The sequence below is a fragment of the Mesorhizobium sp. M7D.F.Ca.US.004.03.1.1 genome (genome assembly GCF_003998635.1).
Taxonomy (GTDB): domain Bacteria; phylum Pseudomonadota; class Alphaproteobacteria; order Rhizobiales; family Rhizobiaceae; genus Mesorhizobium; species Mesorhizobium loti.
In genome coordinates, this window is sequence record NZ_RZQG01000059.1 from 1 (window position 1) to 14483 (window position 14483).

A 14483-nucleotide genomic window follows, 5' to 3' on the forward strand; every position below is an offset into this window, starting at 1 on the left:
CGCCGAGTTCCGGCTTGGGCTGCGGCAGCGGGATGGTCTCCGCGGCCGCCGGCTGAACCATGAGCACCGCAAGCAGAGCCTGGAGGGGAAGCCTCGCCGAGAGCACGTCAGTCCTCGAAGCGCGGCGCGGTCTCGTCGAGCAGCGCGTTGGCGGTGGCGACCGCTGTCTTGGGATTGGTGCCGTCGGCAAACACGGCGCTCGACAGCGCCACGAATTCAGCACCTGTGGCGCCCACTGCTTCCACCGAGGCGATGTCGGATCCGGCCATGACGATGCACGGGATCTGGATCATGTCGGCCCACCATCTGCCGAGCGACAGGTTGCGCGGATGCGGTTCGGGCTTGTTGTCGTAGCCGAAGCGGCCAAAGAAGATGTAGTCGGGCCGTGTCTCGCCAAGCTCGAGCGCGTCATCACGCGTCTTGGCGCCGCCGGTGCCGACCATCATCTTTGCCTGGAAATGCTCGATCGTCTCGGCGAGTTCAGCCTTGGAGACTTCGACATGGATGCCGTCGGCCTGGACGCGGCCGGCTATGCGGGTGTCGCCGGCGATGATGACAGCCACGCCCGCGGCCTGCGCTGCCGGCACGATCTGTTCGGCGAAAGCCTGGAAGGAGGCCTCATCCATGCCGTTCTCGGGCAGGATCAGCGAAGCGACATCGCCGCCTTCGAATGCCGCGGTGATACGGGCCGCCGGCACGCCTGGCGGCGCGATCAGTACGATGCGACAGCGGTTGGGGGGCGTTGCGTCATTCATGGTTCTTCGGGTCCCGCGTTTCGCCTATGCCGGGCGAAGATGGTTGGATTGCGGCATAGAGCAAAGTGCCCGCCTTGAACAGGCGGGCAGCCGGGATCGCGATGTTTGACCCGCCGGGCAGCCGGCGGGGCCGCTTCACTTGATCGGGTGCGGGCTCGCGACTGATGGTTTCGACTTCCACAGCGTCCAGCCGAGATTCATGCCGGCTGCGGCGATCAGGATGGCGGTGGCGCCGACGATCTGGCTCAGATGCAGCCGATGGCCGAAGGCCAAGACATCGACCAGAATGGCGACGACGGGATAGATGAAGGACAGCGATCCCTGCAGATGTGTCGGCAGCTTCTGGATGGCCCCGTACATCAGGATGTACATCAGGCCGGTGTGGACGATGCCGAGCGTCGCCAGCATGGCCCAGCTCCATGGATCGGTGGGCAGATGGGTAAGATTGGCGAAGGGCGCCAGCATGACGACGCCGACGCAGACCTGGATCAGCGCGATGAGGTGGGGCGGCGTGCCCTTGAGCTTCTTGGTGACGATGGCGGCGACGGCCCAGAAGAAAGCCGCGCCCAACGCCATGACGATTCCGGTAAAATAATCCGTGCCGACATCACCGGCATCGGGGCCCGACTGCACGATCAGCACCATGCCGGCGAAGGCGATGGCCAGCCAGGTCAGCTTTGTCAGGGTCAGCCGCTCGGCGAAGAAGAGCGCGCCGAAGCCGACCAGCATGAAGGGTTGCGTGTTGTAGACAGCGGTGGCGATCGAGATTGACGCGCGCGAGAATGCGCTAAACAGCAAAAGCCAGTTGACGACGATGGCGACGCCGCCGAGCGCGGCGATGCCGATGATGCGCAGCGACAGTCTGTTGCGCAGCAACCCGAGGGCGGCGCAGATGATGAGCAGCGTCAGCGCGCCGAAAGCGCAACGCCAGAACACCACATCCATGATCGGCTGGCCGGACAGGACGACGAACCATCCGATCGTTCCCAGGATCAACATTGCGGCGGACATTTCGACCGTGCCACGCACTGTTTCGTTCACAACAAACCTCCGTATCCGTTCGACCGCTATAATCTCATGCGGCTACGCGGCTTTCCATCGGATGAGGAAGGAGGTATGAGTAAATGGCCTAATTATATTAGGCGACGGCTCCAAATCAGCAGGAAATGTAAAATGCTGGACGATCTCGACCGAAATCTCCTCGAAATTCTGGTCAAGGATGCACGGACCTCGCTGAAGGATCTGGCCGCCCAAGTCGGGCTGTCGTCGCCAAGCGTTTCGGAGCGGCTGCGACGGCTCGAGGAGCGCGGCGTCATCCGGGCGTTCACTGTCGACATCGACCCGCTGGCGCTTGGTTATACCTTGCAGGCCATCGTGCGCATCCGGCCTCTGCCCGGCAAGCTGCACATCGTCCAGAAGCTGATCGAGGACATCCCCGAATTCGGCGAATGCGACAAGGTGACGGGCGATGACTGCTTCGTCGCCCGCCTGTTCGTGCGTTCGATCGGCGACCTCGACGGGATTCTCGACCGTATCGCCGACAAGGCCGAGACAAGCACCGCCATCATCAAGGCGCAGCCGATCCGCCGCCGGCCGCCGCCGCTCGATGCAGCATCGCCTCGTGACAGGGCAAAAGCCTTGCAGGCAATCTGAGCCGAACCGGCCACGCCCTGGTTTTCAGAGGGCTGGTCGCAGCGGGTGGAAAGCCGGCGGCCGGTTGGTTAGGGTGTCGGCCCAAACGAGGCTGAGACGATAATGGCGCAGAACATATACGACCGCGAGGATTTCTTCGCAGGCTACAGTCAGCTCGGCCGCTCCGTGGAAGGCCTGGATGGTGCCGCCGAGTGGCCGGCGCTGCACGCGATGCTGCCCGATGTCAGCGGCTTGAGGGTCGTCGATCTCGGCTGCGGTTTCGGCTGGTTCTGCCGCTGGGCCCACGAGCATGGGGCGGCGCGGGTGCTTGGCCTGGATCTGTCAGAGAAGATGCTTGCCCGGGCGAGGGCCGCCGGCCCGGATGCGGGCATAAGCTATGAGACAGCCGATCTCGACCAGCTCAGCTTGCCGCAAGCCAGCTTCGATCTCGTCTACAGCTCGCTCGCCTTGCACTATGTCGAGGACGTGATGCGCCTGTTCGGGACCGCGCATCAGGCCCTGTCGCCCGGCGGGCATTTCGTCTTCTCGACCGAGCATCCGATCTTCATGGCGCCGACCAAACCCGGCTGGTCGATCGACGTCGCGGGAAGAAAGACATGGCCCGTCGACCAGTATCTGGTTGAGGGGCCGCGCAGCACCGACTGGCTGGCCAAGGGCGTGGTGAAACATCACCGCACGATCGGCACCACGCTCAACGCTCTGATCCAAGCCGGCTTCACCATCGACCATGTCGAGGAATTCTGCCCGACTGCCGAGCAGATCGCGGCCAAGCCGGAACTGGCGGAAGAGCTCGAGCGGCCGATGTTCCTGCTGGTCTCGGCCCGCCGATAGGCACTGGTCGGCGTCGGCCGGATGCGCGGCCGCCACGCTCACATTTGCTGTCGCTCCGCCCGGCTTTCTGGGTTATTCAAGCGTCGACACGCTTTCCCTCCGGACCAGTCCCCTCCCATGTCAGGCCTGCTTCTCGATCCGTGGTTCTACGCGGCTGCCATTCCGGCGGTCATTCTGGTCGGCCTGTCCAAGGGCGGGTTCGGCGGCGCTGTCGGCTTCGTCGGCGTGCCGCTGATGGCGCTGACCATGCCGCCGGTGCAGGCGGCGGCCATCCTGTTGCCGATCCTGTGCCTGATGGACATCGTCTCGGTGTGGACATGGTGGGGTGTTTACGACCGCAAGATGCTGGTCGACATGATGCCGGGCGCCGTCATCGGCATCGGTCTCGGCTGGCTGACGGCGGCACTGGTAACCGAAGAGGCGGTGCGGCTCATCGTCGGCGCCGTCGCGATCATTTTCGTCCTGCGCTGGCTCTATCTGCAGTTCCGCCACGGCGCCGATCACGCGGCCGCGCCCAACCGCGTGGCCGCCGCCGTCTGGGGCACGGTCGCCGGCTTCACCAGCTTCGTCGCCCATGTCGGCGGGCCGCCCTTCCAGGTCTATGCCTTGCCGATCCGGCTCGATCCGAAGGTTCTGTCGGGCACCGCCGCGATCTTCTTTGCCGCCACCAATGCGCTGAAGCTGGTGCCCTATTTCGCGCTCGGCCAGTTCGACACCGCCAATCTGACGGCGTCGGCCGTGCTGATGCCGCTGGCGCCGCTGTCGACCATCGCCGGGGCGTGGCTGGTGCGCCGGATGCGCCCGGAGACCTTCTATCCCTTCACATACGCAACCGTCGCGGTCGTGGCGCTGAAGCTGCTGTGGGATGGTATCGTCGGCCTGATGTAGAAAGGCCGCCGCGCAACCGCCCCTCACCGCCAGGGGTCAGGCGGCGCTCGGCACCAGGCGACGGTTGCCGCCAAAGGCAAGTGTGGCGCCCACCAAGACGACCAGCACCATGCCGGCGAGGATGCCGATGTCATGCGCGGTCGGCTTGAGCACCATGTCGGCAATGATCACCAGCATCACCGCATAGTCGAAGCGTGCCGCGCTCATCATGCGCTCACCGATGGCTAGAACAGCTGGTGTGACGCCTTCCTCGGCGATCATCGCGCCCATGCGCTCTCCGGTCGGCTTGAAGATGAGCATGCCGATCGAAAACGTCGTGGCGTAGCCGGCCAGGCCGATCAGGATCCACAGATCGGAGAAGCCGACCCAGAACCAGCACATGATGAGACCGAAGATCAGCGTCAGCATCGACATCGGCGCAAAGAACCTGCCGCCCAGCTGACCACTGGCGCGCATCGCCTGCAGTTTTTCCTCGATGTTGCCCGCCCGTTCGGCAAGCATGCCGAGAAGGAACAGCACGAAGCCGCCGCCGACCCACAGAATGGCAGTGGCGACGTGAAGAAATTTGACGATCGAGTACCAGTCCATGGGTTGCTCCTGCAGTGTCAGGTTTGCGGCGGCGCGGATTGGCCGCCGTCAGAGGAGCGGGCGTTTAGCGCGGCGCCTGTTTCGGAACGATGTCACGAAAAATCCGGCTCTGTTTCAGCGCAATGAAGAAGCGGCTGAGATCGTGAACGCGCTATCTGATTTCCTGCTAATATACGAATCGTCGGGAGGGGTTGGCGCGACATCGTCCGGAAACATCGCCGATGCTAGTGCGCTAACGCCGGGAGCCCGGTGGCGACAACAGTCGCCTGACGATCAACCCATTCCCGAGAAACGGGAAAAGGCAATTCGAGGGGACATTATGCAAGGGGTAGCACGGAATTTCTTCACGCTGGCCATCATCTATGCGTTGTGCGGCATGGCGCTCGGCATCCACATGGCGATCAGCGATGACCATGGCCAGATGCCAACCCACGCCCACACGATGGTGGCCGGATGGCTGATGTCGGCGGTCTTCGCCTTTTTCTACCATCTGTTTCCGGCTGTCGGGCAAAAGGCCCTGGCCAAAGTTCATTTCTGGCTGACTGCCATCAGCGGTATCGGGCTCATGATCGGCCTTTACATTCTGCTCGCCGGCAATCCGGGGATAGAACCGCTGCTCGGGATTTCCTCGATCGGGTTCTATGCGGGCATGCTGCTATTTGCCTTCATCGCTTTGCCTGCGGTCTGGAAGACGGCCTGAGCTGAACCAGAGGCAGTGAGGCTGTACTGTTACGGCACAGGATGGCGGCGTTCGGTCAAAAACATCCGCGCGGTTAAGGCTTCATTAAGCTTTACAGGTGTTTACTATGTTCATCCAGTGATCTGGATTCTTACCGAGTGGTTGGAGCCACTTTGTTTGACGCCTCCCTGTTAAACTCCTGAGAGCCGCCTTATCCGCGGCTCTTTTTTTGTCCGCATTTCCCCTTTTATCCGATTTTCAGAGGCGCCGCCCGACATCGGCTCGCCGTTAACCTTCTGTTAAACATGTGCTTGCCTTCACCGGTGACGAAGCGCATTTTCAAGCTTCAGTCAGATAGGGTTCCGGGTGTACGGCAGGGAGCCGAATCAGCCGGTTGCAAGTGCAGGGGCGTATCAATGAACGAGCCTTCGAAGGGCAGTGCGAAAACCGTCAAGCTGGCGGAGCGCCGGGTTTTCTCGCAATCCTTCAAGCCGCTTTACCAGGAAGGTATGGGCCTGGTCGAACAGGCGGCGGAGTATCTCGACGGCAAGGGCCGGGCCGAGGCGAAGAAACTGTCCAGGCTGGCGGCCACGCTCTATGCCGCCGAATCGATGCGACTGACCACCAGGCTGATGCAGGTTGCCTCCTGGCTGCTTTTGCAGCGCGCCGCCAACTCCGGCGAGATGACCCGCGACCAAGTCGCGTCGGAGAAGTCCAAGGTGCGTCTCGACACCGCTTCTGCCCATGACGAAGCCGCCGGCTGGGCCGAACTGCCCGAGGATTTCCTCGACCTCGTCACCCGCTCGCTGCGCCTGCAGGCACTGGTTCGCCGCATGGACGAGGAGATCTATGGCCCCGGCGCCGTGGTCGACATGCAACCGATGGCTCGCCGCCTCAATCCGGTTTCCGACCAGATCAGCCTGCTGAACACGGCTTTCGCCCGGGGCTAAGAGCCTGTTTGGAAATTCTACTCTGTCGGCCATCTGATGGCGTTTTCTGCGCTTCCGTTGCTCACGGACCAAATGTCCGCTGCGCTACGGTTCTCGAAACCACCACCATATGACTCACCAGAGCGAATTTCGAAACAGTCTCTCGAGCCAGTCGCTGTTTCGTTTCCGGTTTGTTCACATTTCGCTGGCATCGCTGTACGCCGGAGGTAAAGTCGGCAAATGGCGGAAGCGATTCGTATCATCGGTATCGATCCGGGGCTTCGGCGCACCGGCTGGGGCATCGTCGAAAGCCTCGGCAACTCGCTGCGCTTCATTGCCTCAGGCACGGTGAAGTCCGACGACAAGGCGGCTCTGGCAACGCGGCTGTGCCAATTGCATGACGGGCTGGCCGAGATCCTGCACAGCACCATGCCGCACGAGGCGGCCGTCGAACAGACCTTCGTCAACAAGGACGCCGTGGCGACGTTGAAGCTCGGCCAGGCGCGTGGCATCGCCATGCTGGTGCCGGCGCGTGCGGGCCTCGTCGTTGCCGAATATGCGCCCAACGCCGTCAAGAAGGCGGTGATCGGCGTTGGCCATGGCGACAAGAAGCAGATCCACATGATGGTCAAGGTGCTGTTGCCGAAAGCGACTTTCGACACAGAACATGCCGCCGACGCGCTGGCCATCGCCATTTGCCACGCGCATCACCGGCAGAGCGTGGTCTATCGGATGGCGCTTGCCGGCTAGGGATGTTCTTGACTTGTTCACGCAGTTGGAATATTCCTTACTTGTAAGAAAGGTACGTTTCATGCGTGTGACGAGCAAAGGCCAAGTGACAATCCCACGGGATTTGCGGGAGACATTTGGGATTGGCGCCAACAGCGAAGTCATCTTCGGCATTGAGGGCGGCAAGATCACGATCACGCCGAAGCATGACAAGAGGCGGTTGGCCGACCGCGAAAGACTGGATCGTTTTCTTGCTGCGCTCGATCGGCTTGAGGGCAGCGGCGATCAGACAATGAATGCCGATGCCGTCATGGCTTTGACCCGGGATCGCTGATCTTGGCGACGCTTGTCGACACCAATGTACTTATCGATGTCGCCGTTCGCGATCCCGTCTGGTCAAAGTGGTCGTGGTCCAAAATGGTGTCCGCCCTCGAGCAAGGCAGCCTGGTCATCAATCAGATCATCTACGCCGAGTTTTCGATGCGCTATGAGGCGATAGACGATGTCGATGATGCCTTGCCTGAAGATGAGTTCCGGCGCGAAAGTCTCCCGTTCGAAGCGGCTTTTGCGGCGTCGAGAGCGTTCTCGGTTTATCGGCGGTTGGGCGGACCCCGAGAGAAGGTGATGCCCGACTTCCTGATTGGGGCTCATGCTGCCATCCGAGGTTATCCCATTCTTACTCGCGATCCCGCAGGTTTCAGAAAGTACTTTCCAGATGTCGAGCTCATTGCGCCCGATACTCATCCCTAACGGGGGCTGCGTCCAATGATCGGCAAGCTCAAGGGCACGCTCGACGAGGTCGACGAGGATCATTGCCTCGTCGACATCCATGGCGTCGGCTACGTCGCCTATTGCTCGGCGCGCACGCTGGCCGCGCTGCCTTCGCCCGGCGAAGCGGTGGTGCTGTTCATCGAGACCTATGTGCGCGAGGATATGCTGCGGCTCTACGGCTTCCAGTCGCAGCTGGAGCGCGAGTGGTTCCGGTTGCTGATGAACAATGTGCCGGGCGTCGGCGCCAAGGTGGCGCTGGCCATCCTGTCGACGCTTGCGCCGGCCGATCTCGCCAATGCCATTGCGCTGCGCGACATCGCCATGGTTTCGCGCGCACCCGGCGTCGGCAAGAAGGTGGCCGAGCGCATCGTCACCGAATTGAAGAACAAGGCGCCGGCCTATGCCGGCACTGCCTCGGGGACCATCGGCCTGAAGCAGGAGCTCGGCGACGGCGTCGCATCCGCGCCAATCACCGATGCGGTCTCGGCGCTGGTCAATCTCGGCTATTCGCGCGACACGGCCGCCAATGCTGTGGCGGCCGCGCTGAAGACGGCGGGCGAGGATGCCGATGCGCCGAAGCTGATCCGCTTTGGACTGAAGGAACTGGCGCGGTGAACCGCCACTTGTCCAGCCCCTTGCCGTGTGCAAGGAAGGCGGCATGAGCCTGTCGCCCCGCCTGATTGCGCCGGAAAAACGCGGCGAGGATGCCGAGCAGACCTTGCGGCCGCAGACGCTCGACGATTTCGTCGGCCAGGCGGCGGTGCGGGCCAATCTCAAAGTGTTCATCGAGGCCGCCAAGGGCCGCAACGAGGCGCTCGACCACGTGCTGTTCGTCGGGCCGCCGGGCCTCGGCAAGACGACGCTGGCGCAGATCATGGCGCGCGAGCTCGGCGTCAATTTCCGCTCGACCTCTGGTCCGGTGATCGCCAAGGCCGGCGATCTTGCCGCACTTCTCACCAATCTCGAGGAAGGTGACGTGCTGTTCATCGACGAGATCCACCGGCTGAGCCCGGCGGTGGAGGAAATCCTCTATCCGGCGATGGAGGATTTCCAGCTCGACCTGATCATCGGCGAGGGACCGGCCGCACGCTCGGTCAAGATCGACCTTGCCCGTTTCACCCTGGTCGCCGCAACAACGCGGCTTGGCCTGCTCACCAACCCGCTGCGCGATCGCTTCGGCATTCCGGTGCGGCTCAATTTCTACACGGTCGAGGAGCTGGAGCAGATCGTGCGGCGCGGTGCGCGCATTCTGCAAATGCCGCTCGGCGACGATGGCGCACTGGAGATCGCGCGCCGCGCGCGCGGCACGCCACGCATCGCCGGCCGGCTGCTGCGCCGCGTGCGCGATTTCGCCTCGGTCGCCGGCGACGGCCATGTCGACCGCAAGATCGCCGACGAGGCGTTGACCCGGCTGGAGGTCGATGCGCTCGGCCTCGACGCGCTCGACCGCCGCTATCTCAGCATGATCGCCCGCAATTTCGGCGGCGGCCCGGTCGGCATCGAGACGATCGCCGCCGGCCTGTCGGAGCCGCGCGACGCCATCGAGGACATCATCGAGCCCTATCTGATCCAGCAGGGTTTTATCCAACGCACGCCGCGCGGCCGCATGCTGACGGCCAATGCCTGGCGCCATCTCGGCCTCGACGCGCCGAAGGATCTGGCGCAGCAGCAGATCAACCTGTTCCAGGAGGAGTAATTTTCCAGAGCGCCGCTACGTTGTCTCAGGCGGGCTTGGCTTCAGCATTGCGCAGGTGCGTTTGGAATGCTCCCGGAGTCTTCTCGATCGATCTTGCCTGAACGGTCAACGCAGCCCGTTGATCGCGTCCAGCACGTCCGGCTCGGCCTTGTCGCCGTTGAAGGCATCGACGATGCCGAAGGCGCCGCCATAGCTCCACACCGACCACGAGAAGCCATGTGCTTCGGCGCACGAGATCATGTCCCTGACATAGGCGGCCCGATACTCGGCGGGCATCACATAGGCGTTGCCATATTCCTGGCGGATCATGCCGAACTCGCCCAGCGTGATGTTTTCCGGCTTGACGCCGTTGGCCTTCGCCCAGGCCTCGACCTTCTTGAACGGCGCATCCATCAGGCCGAGCAGCTTGTCGGGACTGTCCATGCTGGCGACCTGTTCGTCGAGATAGGCAAGCAGGCCGCTTTGCCGCGTCCAGGGCGCCTCGGCCTTGATCCTGGCGCGAATGGTGTCGAGCGTCGCGTCGAGCTGTGCCCGCGGCACCGCGGTCAGCGGATAGGGCAGGCCGGTCACATAGGGGATGAAGTCGCCGGCCCAGGTCGCGCCCTGATGGGTAAGCAGGAACGGGTCGTAGGAGTGGAAGGTCCAGATGACGTTGTCGTCCGGGATCGTCTTCGGGTCGATCTTCTCCAGCGAGCTCGCGGCCGAGTAGCAAGCGCCAGTCAGCACCAGGGTCAATTTCGTCGCCGAGGATCGCGCCGCGGCGAACAGTTTGCGCTGGCGGTCCGGCCATAGGCTGGTGCTGTCGCTGTCGCAATCGACGATCGGTTCGTTCATCGGCTCGAAAGCGACTTGGGCGGGATCTTCATTCGCCAGCGTGCGGGCCATCCTGCGCACCATGTCGACATAGGCGTCGAAGGTCCGCGGGTCTTCCATCACTTGCGCCATGCCGATCTTGCGGCTGCCGCCGGCCGGGATCAGGTGCATGTCGACGACCACCTTCAGCCCGGCGCGGTTGATCATGCGCACGGAGTCCAGCACGCTGGCATAGAGATCGTCGCGCAACGCCACGGTCTGGCTGGACAGGAAGGGCGAGGGGTCGACCGGCATGCGCAGGAAATCGAAGCCCGCGTCCTTCAAAGCCTTGAGATCGTCATCCCTGAGGAATTTCCGCCATTCCGGATAGGGCAGGATGGCTTTGGCGTCGCCCCACTGGTCTTCGTCGGGCCATGTGACCCATTGGTCGAGGTTGAGGCCGCGCTTCATTGAAAAGCTCGCCGCCTGGCTGGGCCCGGCCAGAGCCATGAGCCCGAGCAGCGCTGCCATCAAGGTCTTGATCATCGCCGTCAACAGTGCCATCCGATGCTATGTCACGCGAGAACAGGTGCCTCGGCGGGGCTGAAAAAGGAAGCGCAATGGGCGATCATGGTGAATCGGCGACGCTGCTGGCCGGGCTTTCCGGCGCGCTGACGGCGTTCGGCCACCGGCTGATGGCGCGGGTCTATTACGCCGACACCGATTTCTCCGGTGTCGTCTATCATGCGCGCTATCTCGAATTCTTCGAACGCGGCCGCTCCGACTATCTCCGGCTGACCGGCGTGCACCACACCGAGCTTGCAGACGGCAAGCATGGCGAAAGAATAGTCTGGGTGGTGCGTCGCATGGAGATCGACTTTCGCGGCCCGGCCCGCATCGACGACATCCTGACGGTCGACACCCGCACCGAGGACATTTCCGGCGCGCGCATCTTCATGGCGCAGCAGCTCAAGCGCGGCGACGAGGTGCTGGTCGAGGCCAAGGTCGAGGCCGCGATCATCGGCGAGAATGGCCGCCCAAGGCGCTTTCCCAGGGAGTGGGTGGCGGCGTTCATGCCGAGGGTGCGCTGATATTCAGGTGATGCCGGCCTGCAAACAGCAGCTTCCTGCGCTTCCGGTGCTCGCGTACGAAAAGTACGCTCCGCTCCGGTTCTCGGAATCTACCGTTTTCGGCTTGGCCTGACCTGAATCTCGGCACACCCTAGGCGCAGCCATTGAATTGATGGCCTTGCCACTGGGCGCGGCAATGCGCCGCGCCTTATATACTAACCCATCCTTAACCATAACGGTTCATGAAGAGAGTGGTGAAAATTGGCGCGATCCTGCGCCTTCCTTTCACCAATATTTGCCCCGAAAAGGCCGAGAACGGCACAGTTTGGGGTTGTTCCGGTAGCTTCGTGCGAACCGACCACAAGGGATGCCAGGGGCCAGCCGCCAGCTTCGCCCGGAAAATCTTAAGGACGTAACGATGGAAAATATCGCACTCGCCGATCCGGGCGCGCAATTGTCGGTTTGGTCGCTGTTTGTTTCGGCCAGCTGGGTGGTCAAGCTGGTCATGATCGGCTTGCTCTGCGCCTCGGTCTGGACCTGGGCGATTATCGTCGACAAGCTGGTTTCCTACGCCCGCATGCGGCTGGCGCTCAACCGGTTCGAGCAGGTGTTCTGGTCGGGGCAGTCGCTGGAGGAGCTTTACCGCACGCTCGCCGACCGCAAGACCACCGGCATGGGCGCCATTTTCGTGGCTGCGATGCGCGAGTGGAAGAAGAGCTTCGAGAAGGGCGCCAAAACGCCGCTCGGCCTGCAAACCCGCATCGACAAGGCGATGGACCTGGCGCTGACCCGCGAGATGGAGAAGCTGGAAGGGCGCCTCGGCTTCCTCGCCACCACCGGCTCGGCCGCACCCTTCATCGGCCTGTTCGGCACCGTCATCGGCATCATGACGTCGTTCCAGGCAATCGCCGGCTCCAAGAACACCAGTCTCGCGGTGGTTGCGCCGGGTATCGCCGAAGCGCTGCTGGCGACGGCCATCGGCCTGCTCGCCGCCATTCCCGCCGTCATCGCCTACAACAAGCTGTCGTCCGACGCGAGCAAGATAGCGGTGCGCATGGAAGGGTTCTCCGACGAGTTCTCCGCCATACTCTCGCGCCAAATCGATGAAAAAGTGGCCCCCAAGGCCTGAGGAGTAGCAGATGGGTATGTCCATGGGCATGGGAGGACGCGGCGGGCGCGGCCACAGGCGGCGCGGCCGTCACCATGCGCTGATGTCCGAGATCAACGTCACGCCGATGGTCGACGTGATGCTGGTGCTGCTGATCATCTTCATGGTCGCGGCGCCGATGCTGACGGTCGGCGTGCCGGTCGACCTGCCGGAGACGAAGGCCAAGGCGATGAATGCTGATACTCAGCCGATCATGGTTACGATCGACGCTACGGGCAAGATTTTCCTGCAGGAAACCGAAATCCCGCAGGAGGAGTTGGTGGCCAAGCTGCAGGCGATTTCCAAGACCGGCTATGACGAGCGCATCTTCATCCGCGGTGACAAGTTAACCAACTACGGCACCGCGATGAAGGTGATGGCCCTCATCCAAGCCGCTGGCTACAAGAATCTCGGCCTGATGTCACTGCAGGAACAGGATCAGTAGACAAGAAGATGAAGACCGGCCTCACCACATCGGTGATCTTGCATGCGGCGGCGCTGACCTTCGGCCTGTTCACGCTGACGGCGCCGGCCGCGCTTCCGTCCTCCGACGTCGAGTCGGTCGCGGTCGACATCGTGCCGATGGAAGCCATTGCGCAGACGTTGCAGGGCGACAAGAAGGCCGTGATGCATGAAAAGCCGGCACCTGTGCCGACGCAGCGCCCGGACATTGTTCCGGATGCGCAGAAGGTCGGCGAGAACAGCGCCGATACCGACAAGCCGATAACGCCGGAAGCCAAGCCGAAGCCCGTCGACATGACCTCGGCTCCGCCGCCCGCGCCGACCCCGATCGAGAAGCCGAAGCCCGAGGACGTGCCGAAGCCGCAGGAGAAGCCGAAGCCTATTCCGGCAACCGAAGTGGCGCCGGCGCCGACGCCCAAGGAAGAGGTCAAGCCCGAGCCGGTCAAGCAGGCAGACCCCAAGCCGACACCGGCCAAGCCGGCGCCGACTCCCCCGCCGCAGGACAAGACCGCCGCCATCAATCCGACGCCCGAGGTCAAGCCTGACGCCGTTGCCGAGGCGATAGCGCAGGAGCCGCCCGCTGAGGCGACGCAGCTGCCCGACTCGGCGCCCGCGCCGGAAGCGCGGCCGAAGCCGCAGCCGGCGCAGGCCGAAAGCGCCAAGGCGCCGGACCGCAAGGATGCCGACAAGCCGGTCAAGGAAGCGTCGTCGAAGCCGAAGTCCGACGACAAGCAATTCAACGCCGCCGAGATCTCCGCTCTCCTCGACAAGCAGAAGCCATCCGGCGGCGGCGCCAAGCGCTCGACCCAGCAGGCGTCGCTTGGCGGCGACAAGGATCAGGGCCAGAAGCTTTCCAGATCCGAAATGGGCGCCCTGGAAAGCCAGCTTGGCGGCTGCTGGACGCTTCCTGTCGGCCTTGAAGGTTCCGAGAATTTCGTCGTCGTGGTGCGGTTCAACCTGGATGCGTCCGGTAAGCTGGACGGGCGCCCGGCGGTCGAAAAGTCGAGCGGAAACCGCCAGTTCGACGAAAGTGCCGTTCGCGCGGTGCAGAAATGCGATGTCACCGGCCTGCAGGTTCCTGCCGGCAAACAGGACATCTGGGCCGACGTCCGCGTCACCTTCGATCCAAGGGAGATGCTGGGCCTCTAGGGCCCTGACATCCGAAAATCAGTGCGAGAAGCGAGAAGACATGAAATCAATCCTCAAGCCGCTCCTGATGGTCGCAGCAATGGCGACGGGCATGACCGCGGCTGGCACGTTGCCGGCGCTGGCGCTCGTCGAGCTCAACGTCAACAAGGGCAATGTCGAGCCGCTGCCGATCGCCATCACGGATTTCCAGGGCGGCGACGCGCTTGGGGCGCAGATTTCGCAGATCGTCACCGCCGACCTGAAGCGTTCGGGCCTGTTCGCGCCGATCGACAAGAGCGCCTTCATTGAAAAGATCACCAACCCCGATGCCGCCCCGCGCTTCGACGACTGGAAGGTGATCAACG

General features: G+C 63.1%; 18 protein-coding genes and 1 pseudogene. 15 read left to right on the forward strand and 4 right to left on the reverse strand.

Annotation, left to right across the window (positions count from 1 at the left end; genetic code table 11):
• Positions 1-107: 107 nt before the first annotated feature.
• Both EN935_RS06205 and EN935_RS06210 read right to left on the reverse strand, forming a co-directional pair.
• On the reverse strand, positions 108-755 hold the full coding sequence (locus EN935_RS06205; RefSeq protein WP_127264163.1) for a thiamine phosphate synthase: 648 nt from the start codon (positions 753-755) through the stop codon (positions 108-110).
• Between the two features lie 135 nt (positions 756-890).
• Positions 891-1796, reverse strand: coding sequence for a DMT family transporter (locus EN935_RS06210; RefSeq protein ID WP_109664739.1), 906 nt, complete (start codon positions 1794-1796; stop codon positions 891-893).
• 132 nt (positions 1797-1928) lie between these two features.
• On the opposite strand from EN935_RS06210, the gene EN935_RS06215 reads away from it, so the two are divergent.
• From EN935_RS06215 to EN935_RS06225, 3 genes are all read left to right on the forward strand, one after another.
• Positions 1929-2408 carry an Lrp/AsnC family transcriptional regulator gene (locus EN935_RS06215; protein ID WP_109664742.1) on the forward strand — a complete coding sequence of 160 codons (480 nt, stop codon included), beginning with the start codon at positions 1929-1931 and terminating at the stop codon, positions 2406-2408.
• 102 nt (positions 2409-2510) lie between these two features.
• Positions 2511-3239 (forward strand): class I SAM-dependent methyltransferase, encoded by a 729-nt coding sequence (locus EN935_RS06220; RefSeq protein WP_109664746.1) that lies wholly within the window; start codon positions 2511-2513, stop codon positions 3237-3239.
• 117 nt (positions 3240-3356) lie between these two features.
• Positions 3357-4127, forward strand: coding sequence for a sulfite exporter TauE/SafE family protein (locus tag EN935_RS06225; RefSeq protein WP_013529133.1), 771 nt, complete (start codon positions 3357-3359; stop codon positions 4125-4127).
• Positions 4128-4163: 36 nt separating this feature from the next.
• On the opposite strand, the gene EN935_RS06230 is transcribed toward EN935_RS06225, so the two are convergent.
• Positions 4164-4715 (reverse strand): DUF2269 family protein, encoded by a 552-nt coding sequence (locus tag EN935_RS06230; protein ID WP_109664749.1) that lies wholly within the window; start codon positions 4713-4715, stop codon positions 4164-4166.
• Positions 4716-5034: 319 nt separating this feature from the next.
• Here EN935_RS06230 and EN935_RS06235 point away from each other — a divergent pair, with 319 nt between their 5' ends.
• The 7 genes from EN935_RS06235 (at position 5035) to ruvB (ending at position 9519) form a co-directional block, all read left to right on the forward strand.
• A complete protein-coding gene (locus EN935_RS06235; RefSeq protein WP_126066728.1) occupies positions 5035-5415 on the forward strand; it encodes a hypothetical protein in 381 nt (126 codons plus the stop codon).
• Between the two features lie 395 nt (positions 5416-5810).
• Positions 5811-6344: a DUF1465 family protein gene (locus tag EN935_RS06240; protein ID WP_127264165.1), complete on the forward strand. Its 534-nt coding sequence runs from the start codon at positions 5811-5813 to the stop codon at positions 6342-6344.
• 219 nt (positions 6345-6563) lie between these two features.
• Positions 6564-7073 carry a crossover junction endodeoxyribonuclease RuvC gene (gene ruvC / locus EN935_RS06245; RefSeq protein ID WP_127264167.1) on the forward strand — a complete coding sequence of 170 codons (510 nt, stop codon included), beginning with the start codon at positions 6564-6566 and terminating at the stop codon, positions 7071-7073.
• 61 nt (positions 7074-7134) lie between these two features.
• Complete coding sequence (locus tag EN935_RS06250) at positions 7135-7386, forward strand: AbrB/MazE/SpoVT family DNA-binding domain-containing protein (RefSeq protein WP_064995912.1); 252 nt, start codon at positions 7135-7137, stop codon at positions 7384-7386.
• 2 nt (positions 7387-7388) lie between these two features.
• Positions 7389-7802: a type II toxin-antitoxin system VapC family toxin gene (locus EN935_RS06255; RefSeq protein WP_127264169.1), complete on the forward strand. Its 414-nt coding sequence runs from the start codon at positions 7389-7391 to the stop codon at positions 7800-7802.
• A gap of 15 nt (positions 7803-7817) precedes the next feature.
• Positions 7818-8438 carry a Holliday junction branch migration protein RuvA gene (gene ruvA, locus EN935_RS06260; RefSeq protein WP_027037190.1) on the forward strand — a complete coding sequence of 207 codons (621 nt, stop codon included), beginning with the start codon at positions 7818-7820 and terminating at the stop codon, positions 8436-8438.
• 43 nt (positions 8439-8481) lie between these two features.
• Positions 8482-9519, forward strand: coding sequence for a Holliday junction branch migration DNA helicase RuvB (gene ruvB, locus EN935_RS06265; RefSeq protein ID WP_023811851.1), 1038 nt, complete (start codon positions 8482-8484; stop codon positions 9517-9519).
• A 105-nt stretch (positions 9520-9624) separates the two neighbouring features.
• On the opposite strand, the gene EN935_RS06270 is transcribed toward ruvB, so the two are convergent.
• Complete coding sequence (locus EN935_RS06270; RefSeq protein WP_127264171.1) at positions 9625-10875, reverse strand: cellulase family glycosylhydrolase; 1251 nt, start codon at positions 10873-10875, stop codon at positions 9625-9627.
• Positions 10876-10931: 56 nt separating this feature from the next.
• Here EN935_RS06270 and ybgC point away from each other — a divergent pair, with 56 nt between their 5' ends.
• The 5 genes and pseudogenes from ybgC to tolB all read left to right on the forward strand — a co-directional run.
• Positions 10932-11402 (forward strand): tol-pal system-associated acyl-CoA thioesterase, encoded by a 471-nt coding sequence (gene ybgC / locus EN935_RS06275; RefSeq protein ID WP_126066725.1) that lies wholly within the window; start codon positions 10932-10934, stop codon positions 11400-11402.
• A 397-nt stretch (positions 11403-11799) separates the two neighbouring features.
• A complete protein-coding gene (tolQ, locus tag EN935_RS06280; RefSeq protein WP_023811854.1) occupies positions 11800-12510 on the forward strand; it encodes a protein TolQ in 711 nt (236 codons plus the stop codon).
• A 10-nt stretch (positions 12511-12520) separates the two neighbouring features.
• Complete coding sequence (gene tolR, locus EN935_RS06285; protein WP_126066724.1) at positions 12521-12973, forward strand: protein TolR; 453 nt, start codon at positions 12521-12523, stop codon at positions 12971-12973.
• Between the two features lie 8 nt (positions 12974-12981).
• Positions 12982-14139: an energy transducer TonB gene (locus tag EN935_RS06290; RefSeq protein ID WP_126066723.1), complete on the forward strand. Its 1158-nt coding sequence runs from the start codon at positions 12982-12984 to the stop codon at positions 14137-14139.
• A 40-nt stretch (positions 14140-14179) separates the two neighbouring features.
• Positions 14180-14483: pseudogene (gene tolB / locus EN935_RS06295) on the forward strand (Tol-Pal system protein TolB); the annotation flags it as partial.

Coding starts and splice junctions, on each gene's coding strand:
- EN935_RS06250 (WP_064995912.1), top strand. CDS start 7,135: ATGCGTGTGACGAGCAAAGGCCAAGTGACAATCCCACGGGATTTGCGG.
- ruvA (WP_027037190.1), top strand. CDS start 7,818: ATGATCGGCAAGCTCAAGGGCACGCTCGACGAGGTCGACGAGGATCAT.
- EN935_RS06270 (WP_127264171.1), bottom strand. CDS start 10,875: ATGGCACTGTTGACGGCGATGATCAAGACCTTGATGGCAGCGCTGCTC.
- ruvB (WP_023811851.1), top strand. CDS start 8,482: ATGAGCCTGTCGCCCCGCCTGATTGCGCCGGAAAAACGCGGCGAGGAT.
- EN935_RS06230 (WP_109664749.1), bottom strand. CDS start 4,715: ATGGACTGGTACTCGATCGTCAAATTTCTTCACGTCGCCACTGCCATT.
- tolQ (WP_023811854.1), top strand. CDS start 11,800: ATGGAAAATATCGCACTCGCCGATCCGGGCGCGCAATTGTCGGTTTGG.
- EN935_RS06235 (WP_126066728.1), top strand. CDS start 5,035: ATGCAAGGGGTAGCACGGAATTTCTTCACGCTGGCCATCATCTATGCG.
- EN935_RS06215 (WP_109664742.1), top strand. CDS start 1,929: ATGCTGGACGATCTCGACCGAAATCTCCTCGAAATTCTGGTCAAGGAT.
- ybgC (WP_126066725.1), top strand. CDS start 10,932: ATGGGCGATCATGGTGAATCGGCGACGCTGCTGGCCGGGCTTTCCGGC.
- EN935_RS06290 (WP_126066723.1), top strand. CDS start 12,982: ATGAAGACCGGCCTCACCACATCGGTGATCTTGCATGCGGCGGCGCTG.
- EN935_RS06225 (WP_013529133.1), top strand. CDS start 3,357: ATGTCAGGCCTGCTTCTCGATCCGTGGTTCTACGCGGCTGCCATTCCG.
- EN935_RS06220 (WP_109664746.1), top strand. CDS start 2,511: ATGGCGCAGAACATATACGACCGCGAGGATTTCTTCGCAGGCTACAGT.
- tolR (WP_126066724.1), top strand. CDS start 12,521: ATGGGTATGTCCATGGGCATGGGAGGACGCGGCGGGCGCGGCCACAGG.
- EN935_RS06205 (WP_127264163.1), bottom strand. CDS start 755: ATGAATGACGCAACGCCCCCCAACCGCTGTCGCATCGTACTGATCGCG.
- ruvC (WP_127264167.1), top strand. CDS start 6,564: ATGGCGGAAGCGATTCGTATCATCGGTATCGATCCGGGGCTTCGGCGC.
- EN935_RS06240 (WP_127264165.1), top strand. CDS start 5,811: ATGAACGAGCCTTCGAAGGGCAGTGCGAAAACCGTCAAGCTGGCGGAG.